Genomic DNA, 6,564 nt, shown 5'->3' with positions numbered 1-6,564 from the left:
GTGTCAGTCAACTCATCTGTAACTGACCCACCGCATTCGCGAGCAAGCCCGCTCCCACAGAAAAGCAGATTGCCAATGTTCCCACGCTCTGCGTCCGCTCTTGGGTTAGTGACACTAAGCGTTACAGGATGTATGTATGCCTCGCCTGGGAACGATCAACGTAAACTTATCGCAAACCGTTATAAAAACCTGTGAATTATCACAGTATACGGCGCCAATGATGCTTATTAGTCTGTGGTGGCAAACCACCTTAAAAGGAGCATTACCATGCCAATCGTCGAAACTTACAGGGGTTTTCAAATTGAAGAGGGACTAACGGGCGGTCGTTACGACAGCAATAACAACCTGGTCGATCAATCCACGGCCTACACGGTCATCAGCCCAAAAGGAGAAAGAAGCCTGACCCAATCGACGTTAGCCCAGGCAAAAAGCTATGTTGATCTGAAGATCGCGCCTCCTCCCCCCCCAGCAAACCCATCACGACTAAGCGAGCGCATTTGCTGATGTGCAAATGAAAACCCGGCTGTATTTGTCATTCAAATACGGACACAATCATCTGCGCAACATCCTAATTCGCTGCTTATAGGAATTGCTCAGACAGCCCACTCCAAGAGCCGCAGGTATGAGGCCGTTCTGCGAAAACCCGCTAAAGATAACGGCCAGTTCTGACGTAACCTAACATCCAATTATATCGGTAAAAAGCATATAAACCTGTGAGGTCTGACAGTACCAGCCCCTTCCAGACAGGGTTATATTCAATCTGCAAAATAGAATACACCTCACAGACTACACCCCTGCTTTCCGGTTAATAAAACAACTTAAAGAGGAAGAATGATATGGCACTTATCGAGAACTACAAAGGTTATGAAATTCACGACGGCCCGACCGGAGGGCATTACGACGCTAATAATAATTTGGTTGGTCAAGTAATAGCTTACACTTACACCCGACCAGATGGATCCACTTGCAAAATCACTAAAAGCTCGCTGAATGAAGCCAAAAAGTCTATTGACGACGAACTATTGCCGCCCAAAAACACCGGCAGAATAGGTTGAGATATAAGGATAGTCGTAGGGTATTAAAATATTGGAAAGTACCTTATTCCTCTCACCGTATCGATTCGCTATCTTTTAACAAACAGGACCGGCAACCGCATTATTGGGATGCTACCCCCGTCCCAAACCGCCGAATCGCGAGGCAATAACCGATCAACGATGCCCGCGCCGCCGCACACCAGCAAAATCAGGGTCACGGCGCCACCGCCCATGCCGGCCACGTCTTCGACGAAGGGTTCGATGTAGCTATAAGCGCTGAATTGTGCGGTGACGGTCCGAGCCAAAATACCAGGGCGTGCAGTCGGTGACGCGTATCTACAACTACTAGAAGGCCAACACAATCGAGACCGTGGTCATGGGCGCCAGCTTCCGCACCTTGAGCCAGATCGAAGAACTGGCCGGTTGCGACCGCCTGACCATCAGCCCGGACCTGCTGCAAAAACTGGCTGACGATAACGGTGTGCTGCAACGCAAATTGGCGCCGGGCGCAGAAGGCGAAGCGCGCCAGCCATTGACCGAAGCGCAGTTCCGCTGGGCGTCGAATGAAGATGCGATGGCCACCGAGAAGCTGGCCGAAGGCATTCGCCAGTTTGCGCGGGATCAGGAGAAGCTTGAGGCGGTGCTGGCTGCGTTATAAGGGTCTAAAACCGCATGTGATCAAATGCTGGAGCTGACTTGTGGCGAGCAGGCTTGTCCTGCGTTGGGTGGCGAAGCCGCCCCATTCAGTCGACGCGGTGGCTAGAAAAAGCCGGGGCCGCTTCGCAGCCCGACGCAGGACAAGCCTGCTCGCCACAACAAGCCAGCTCCCACAGAAAAGCAGATTGCCGCACAGGCAAATGATCCAAATTTTAGATCCCGCCCATTTGCCTGTTGCCGCTGAGAACCTCGCACGTTAACCTTTCAACTCGCAGCAAACGCTGCGATTGGACTTGGCGGTCCGACCAGATATAGGCGCAACAGCGCCCCCAACACGATTGCAGGCGCTTTTTTTGCGCCCGTGATTTCGTGCAATGGCGGGTTGCGCAGGGACTTCTTCGGAAGTGCCGGGTCCTATATCCCCGGTCCGCCAACCTTGCGTAATCCGCCACCCTAATTCTGCTTGGCGGCAGAAGGTGACGGCTCATTCAGATATAGGAGCAAGATCCATGACCGCACAAGATCGATATGCCCATCACAGGCCCCGATTGCACTATCCCTACCCTGCTTATCGACACTCAGGCACCACTGGACGCACTGCATGATGCCGCGGTGTTTCGCATACGGGCAGTCACTCAATTTCTGGAGAACCTGGCGCTTCGCGATGGGCTCAGCAGCGACGCTGTCGTGCTGCAGGACTTCGCGTTGCTGTTGAGTATTCCACTGCGTGACGGTTGCGATTTACTCGATGTGATTGGGCGAAGATTGCGAGCGTAGGGCTGTAAAGAAAAACGGGCGACCTCTTGGTCGCCCTCTAACTGCCGCGTCTGGAACGACTCAAAACGGCCCTTTCGTCATCACCCGCTCATCAATGAACCCGCGCAACATGCCAATCCGCTGCGTATAAGCAGCGCTCAGGCAACTGACTTTAGCCCCGCAGGCATGCCGCTGCTTGAGCCACTCGGCCTGCCCGTCCATCAATGAACCGCGCCCGCCCATGGCCATGAAGTGCTTGTTCAAGTCGTAGAGCAACGCCATGGTCACGTCCTGGTCGTTGAGGCTGACATTTTTACAGACGGTGATTTCGTCAGGTGCCCGAGCCTTGGCGCAGTCGAAACTGGCGGCAACGCTCGAAGGGCTGAACAACAGCGCAGACACGCTGGCAAGCATCGCGAAAACAGCAGGTTTGATCATCAATCGTTACTCCTCAGTTACGCACCACACCCGTCCCGAACTTGCGAATCGCCAGGCAATACCCGATCAACGCCACCGCCGCCAACGCCCCGCCCGCCACGCCGATCCAGGCGAAGCCGAAGTGACTGCCGACCCAGCTGCCCATCAGGGCGCCGCCGCCGATGCCGATATTGTAGATGCCGGAGAACATTGCCATGGCCACGTCGGTGGCGTCCGGTGCCAGCACCAGCACCTTCGATTGCATCGCCAGGCCGAAGCCCATGATCGCCATGCCCCAGAAAATGCTCAATACCACCAGGTACGACTCGGCGCCGCTCAAGGGCAGCATCAGGGTCAAGCAGGCCGCGAGCAGGAACACCGCGCTGACCACGAAGATATGCGGGTTGAAACGGTGTACCAGGCTGAACAGCAGCGAGCCGATGATGCCCGCGCCGCCGAACACCAGCAAAATCAGGGTCACGGCGCCACCGCCCAAACCGGCCACGCCTTCAACGAAGGGTTCGATGTAGCTGTAGGCGGTAAATTGCGCGGTGACGGTCATGGCGGTGAGCACGTACAGCGCCACCAGTGCCGGGCGTTTGAACAGCAACGGCAGGCTGCGCAGCGAGCCGGAGTTCTGGCTCGGCAGCGGCGGCAAGGTGCGCGCCAGCCAGAACACCAGCGCGGCAGCAAACGCGGCGATCACCAGAAAGGTAGTGCGCCAGCCCATGGCTTCACCGAGCAGACGGCCCAGCGGGATGCCCAACACCATCGCAAGGGACGTGCCAGTAGCCAACAACCCAAGGGCTTGCACCTGTTTGCCTTCCGGCGCCAGGCGCACGGCCAGGGACGCGGTAATCGACCAGAACAGCGCGTGGGACAACGCAATGCCGATACGACTGACCATCAGCAGGCCAAAACTGTTGGCGACGCTGGAGAGGATATGACTGGCGATAAACAGGCCGAACAGCACGATCAGCAATTTGCGCCGCTCGACGTTACGCGTCAGCAGCATCACCGGCAGCGAGGTCAACGAGACGATCCAGGCATAGATGGTGAGCATCAGGCCGACGTTGGCGATGGGCATGTCGAAGCTCGCACCGATGGCGCTGAGCAGCCCCACGGGCACGAATTCGGTGGTATTGAACACAAAGGCGGCCAGCGCCAAGGCGATGACCGGTTGCCAATTGGCTTGGGGGGTGGCGGCTGAAATGCTCATTGACGGGCGAGATACTCTGGCGATGATCCAACGGCCGCGCAGAACAGCGCCGCCGCCGAGCATTCTATAGGTTTCTTGGCTCGCTGTTGACGCGGATCGTCGCCCCAAAGCTTAGGGCGAGGTCATGGTAATCACGTAGTTGCCCGACTGGATCGGCTTACCGGCAGCATCCACCAGCAGGTAGCGCTGGTTGTAATAACGCCCGTCGCCGCTGTCTGCCACCAGCTTTACATGGGCGGCGTTGACGCTGGCCACTGGCGCCATATTGCGCACCTCGAAGCGGCTGCCGCGATTGGAACTGGCGCACCCGGTCAACTCCATCACCGCGCCACTGCGCGCATTTGTCGCACAGCCAGGTTCGACGATGGCGCCGCGAAACTGAATGGTGCCCTGCCCTATGGTCTGCGCGGCACCACAGGCGCCCGCCCATAGGCAAAACAGGCCGGTAAACAGCGAAATACCTTTAACGTTCATGCCGACACTCCTTATTGGGCTCTCAATAAGGAAGTCGTCTGCGCGGGCGTTAACTTGAGGTCAATCGCGCCAAGGTGTGCGCTGGATCACGGATCGACCTGGCCCATCATCTCTGGGATGCTTTCCGGGCGCTTGGCATAACGCTGCGCCAACGCCGCACAGACCATCAACTGGATCTGGTGAAACAGCATCAACGGCAAAATCAGCACGCCCATGCTCGCGCCGGCGAACAGCACCTGGGCCATCGGTACGCCGGTGGCCAGGCTTTTCTTCGAGCCGCAGAACAGGATGGTGATGCGGTCTTCCTGGCTGAAGCCAAACGCCTTGCCCAGCACGGTGGACGCCACCAGCACCAAGGCCAGCAACACGCAGCAGGCGACGACCAGACCGCCCAGCTCCCACAGAGGGATCTGGTGCCAGATGCCTTCGTTGACCGCTTCGCTGAACGCGCCATACACCACCAGCAGAATCGAGCCCTGGTCGACGAACTTCAGCCAGGACTTGTTACGCCCCACCCACTCACCAATCCAGCGTCGGGCGATTTGGCCCGCCACGAAGGGCAGCAACAGTTGCACGCTGATTTTCAGGATGGCGTCGACCGTGGAGCCGCCATCGCCATGCACGTTAAGCAGCAAGGTCACCAGCAACGGCGTCAGGAAGATGCCGAACAGGCTGGAAGCCGCTGCGCTGCAGATGGCTGCGGGGATGTTGCCGCGCGCCAGCGAGGTGAAGGCAATCGCCGATTGCACCGTGGCCGGCAGCGCACACAGATACAGCATGCCCATGTACAGGTCATTGCCGATCAGCGGCGACAGCAGCGGCTTGAGCGCCAGGCCCAGCAACGGGAACAGTACAAAGGTCAGGCTGAACACCAGCAAATGCAGGCGCCAGTGCCCGGCACCGGCAACGATAGCCTGGCGCGACAGCTTGGCGCCGTGCAGGAAAAACAGCAGCGCGATGGCCAGGTTAGTCACCCAGCCGAAGGCCACGGCGGTCTGGCCGCTGGCGGGCAGCAATGACGCGAGGATCACCGTGGCGATCAGGGTCAGGGTGAAGTTGTCAGGTAGAAAACGCGGGCGGGTCATAAGCAAATCTTCCAGGGGTTGCCAAGAGCATCGCTGCGACTCTAACGTAATGGTTTGTTACCGACTAACGCCAATGAGCCAGTAAATGCCGCCTAAAGGACATGACAAGACGGTCCGACGCAGTGTGCCCGGGCTTTCCAGCCTGCCGCGCCCGGTGTACGGGCGCACCGAATCGCTGCCCAACCGCGCGCTGACCCGCCGGCACAGCCACCCGTGGGTGCAGTTGTCGTATGCGATTTCGGGGGTGCTGGAGATCCAGACCAGTGTCGGCCGTTTCGTCGCCCCGCCCCAGCGCGCCGTGTGGATTCCTGCGGGCGTACCGCACCGGGTGTTCAGCTCACCGCACACGGAAATGCGCAGCCTCTACCTCGATTGCAGCGTCACCGCCTGGGCGGCCGAGCGTTGCCAGGTGCTGGAGGTGAGCAGTTTGTTACGCGAGTTGATCCGCAGTTTCAGCGAGTTGCCGGTGGAATATGCCGTAGACGGGCCGGACGGGCGGCTGGCCCAGGTGGTGCTCGACCAGCTTGCGGCCGCGCCCCAGGTGGATTTGATGCTGCCGTTGCCCCATGACCCACGGCTGCGGCAGATTTATCGCGGCCTGAACCTGCACCCGGAGCAGCAGACCACCCTGGGGGATTGGAGCCAGAAGCTTGGGGTCAGTGAAAAGACCCTGAGCCGGTTGTTTTTGAGTGACACCGGGCTGACCTTTCGCGCCTGGCGTCAGCGCCTGCGCTTGCTGAGCGCCCTGCCCGCGCTGGAGCAAGGCGAGCGGGTAACGGATGTGGCGCTGGGGTGTGGGTATGAGTCGACGTCGGCGTTTATCAATGCGTTTCGGCAGCAGTTTGAGTCTACGCCGGGTGAGTTCTTCCGCTGACCTAACAGGTGCAGGAGATCCAATTGTGGGAGCGGGCTTGCTCGCGAA

At 58.7% G+C, this 6,564-nt stretch carries 8 protein-coding genes and 2 pseudogenes; 5 read left to right on the top strand and 5 right to left on the bottom strand.

Annotated elements, in window-relative coordinates; all coding sequences use genetic code 11:
• The first annotated feature begins 267 nt into the window (after nt 1–267).
• Together ACTD9P_RS22525 and ACTD9P_RS22520 are read left to right on the top strand one after the other, a co-directional pair.
• Nucleotides 268–504 (top strand): hypothetical protein, encoded by a 237-nt coding sequence (locus ACTD9P_RS22525; protein ID WP_438869409.1) that lies wholly within the window; start codon nt 268–270, stop codon nt 502–504.
• 332 nt (nt 505–836) lie between these two features.
• Nucleotides 837–1,055 (top strand): hypothetical protein, encoded by a 219-nt coding sequence (locus ACTD9P_RS22520; protein ID WP_438869408.1) that lies wholly within the window; start codon nt 837–839, stop codon nt 1,053–1,055.
• 143 nt (nt 1,056–1,198) lie between these two features.
• On the opposite strand, the pseudogene ACTD9P_RS22515 reads toward ACTD9P_RS22520, so the two are convergent.
• Nucleotides 1,199–1,342 (bottom strand): annotated as a pseudogene (locus ACTD9P_RS22515) (sugar transporter); the annotation flags it as partial.
• 5 nt (nt 1,343–1,347) lie between these two features.
• Between ACTD9P_RS22515 and ACTD9P_RS22510 the strand changes: the two are divergent.
• Nucleotides 1,348–1,692: pseudogene (locus ACTD9P_RS22510) on the top strand (transaldolase family protein); the annotation flags it as partial.
• Between the two features lie 527 nt (nt 1,693–2,219).
• Complete coding sequence (locus ACTD9P_RS22505; protein WP_056858072.1) at nt 2,220–2,468, top strand: hypothetical protein; 249 nt, start codon at nt 2,220–2,222, stop codon at nt 2,466–2,468.
• Nucleotides 2,469–2,528: 60 nt separating this feature from the next.
• On the opposite strand, the gene ACTD9P_RS22500 is transcribed toward ACTD9P_RS22505, so the two are convergent.
• The 4 genes from ACTD9P_RS22500 to ACTD9P_RS22485 form a co-directional block, all read right to left on the bottom strand.
• Nucleotides 2,529–2,885: a lysozyme inhibitor LprI family protein gene (locus tag ACTD9P_RS22500; RefSeq protein WP_438869407.1), complete on the bottom strand. Its 357-nt coding sequence runs from the start codon at nt 2,883–2,885 to the stop codon at nt 2,529–2,531.
• A gap of 13 nt (nt 2,886–2,898) precedes the next feature.
• A complete protein-coding gene (locus tag ACTD9P_RS22495) occupies nt 2,899–4,083 on the bottom strand; it encodes a sugar transporter (protein ID WP_056858073.1) in 1,185 nt (394 codons plus the stop codon).
• Nucleotides 4,084–4,194: 111 nt separating this feature from the next.
• On the bottom strand, nt 4,195–4,557 hold the full coding sequence (locus ACTD9P_RS22490) for a type 1 fimbrial protein (RefSeq protein WP_438869406.1): 363 nt from the start codon (nt 4,555–4,557) through the stop codon (nt 4,195–4,197).
• Between the two features lie 86 nt (nt 4,558–4,643).
• Complete coding sequence (locus ACTD9P_RS22485) at nt 4,644–5,642, bottom strand: bile acid:sodium symporter family protein (RefSeq protein WP_438869405.1); 999 nt, start codon at nt 5,640–5,642, stop codon at nt 4,644–4,646.
• Nucleotides 5,643–5,727: 85 nt separating this feature from the next.
• Between ACTD9P_RS22485 and ACTD9P_RS22480 the strand changes: the two genes are divergently transcribed.
• Nucleotides 5,728–6,516, top strand: a complete 789-nt coding sequence (locus ACTD9P_RS22480; protein ID WP_438869404.1) for an AraC family transcriptional regulator — start codon at nt 5,728–5,730, stop codon at nt 6,514–6,516.
• Nucleotides 6,517–6,564: the final 48 nt, after the last annotated feature.

It is taken from the genome of Pseudomonas onubensis (assembly GCF_965653655.1).
Taxonomy (GTDB): Bacteria; Pseudomonadota; Gammaproteobacteria; order Pseudomonadales; family Pseudomonadaceae; genus Aquipseudomonas.
The sequence above is the reverse complement of the archived record's forward strand: the minus strand, read 5'-3'. Positions and strand labels throughout refer to the sequence as shown.

Coding starts and splice junctions, on each gene's coding strand:
- ACTD9P_RS22525 (WP_438869409.1), top strand. CDS start 268: ATGCCAATCGTCGAAACTTACAGGGGTTTTCAAATTGAAGAGGGACTA.
- ACTD9P_RS22520 (WP_438869408.1), top strand. CDS start 837: ATGGCACTTATCGAGAACTACAAAGGTTATGAAATTCACGACGGCCCG.
- ACTD9P_RS22505 (WP_056858072.1), top strand. CDS start 2,220: ATGCCCATCACAGGCCCCGATTGCACTATCCCTACCCTGCTTATCGAC.
- ACTD9P_RS22500 (WP_438869407.1), bottom strand. CDS start 2,885: ATGATCAAACCTGCTGTTTTCGCGATGCTTGCCAGCGTGTCTGCGCTG.
- ACTD9P_RS22495 (WP_056858073.1), bottom strand. CDS start 4,083: ATGAGCATTTCAGCCGCCACCCCCCAAGCCAATTGGCAACCGGTCATC.
- ACTD9P_RS22490 (WP_438869406.1), bottom strand. CDS start 4,557: ATGAACGTTAAAGGTATTTCGCTGTTTACCGGCCTGTTTTGCCTATGG.
- ACTD9P_RS22485 (WP_438869405.1), bottom strand. CDS start 5,642: ATGACCCGCCCGCGTTTTCTACCTGACAACTTCACCCTGACCCTGATC.
- ACTD9P_RS22480 (WP_438869404.1), top strand. CDS start 5,728: ATGCCGCCTAAAGGACATGACAAGACGGTCCGACGCAGTGTGCCCGGG.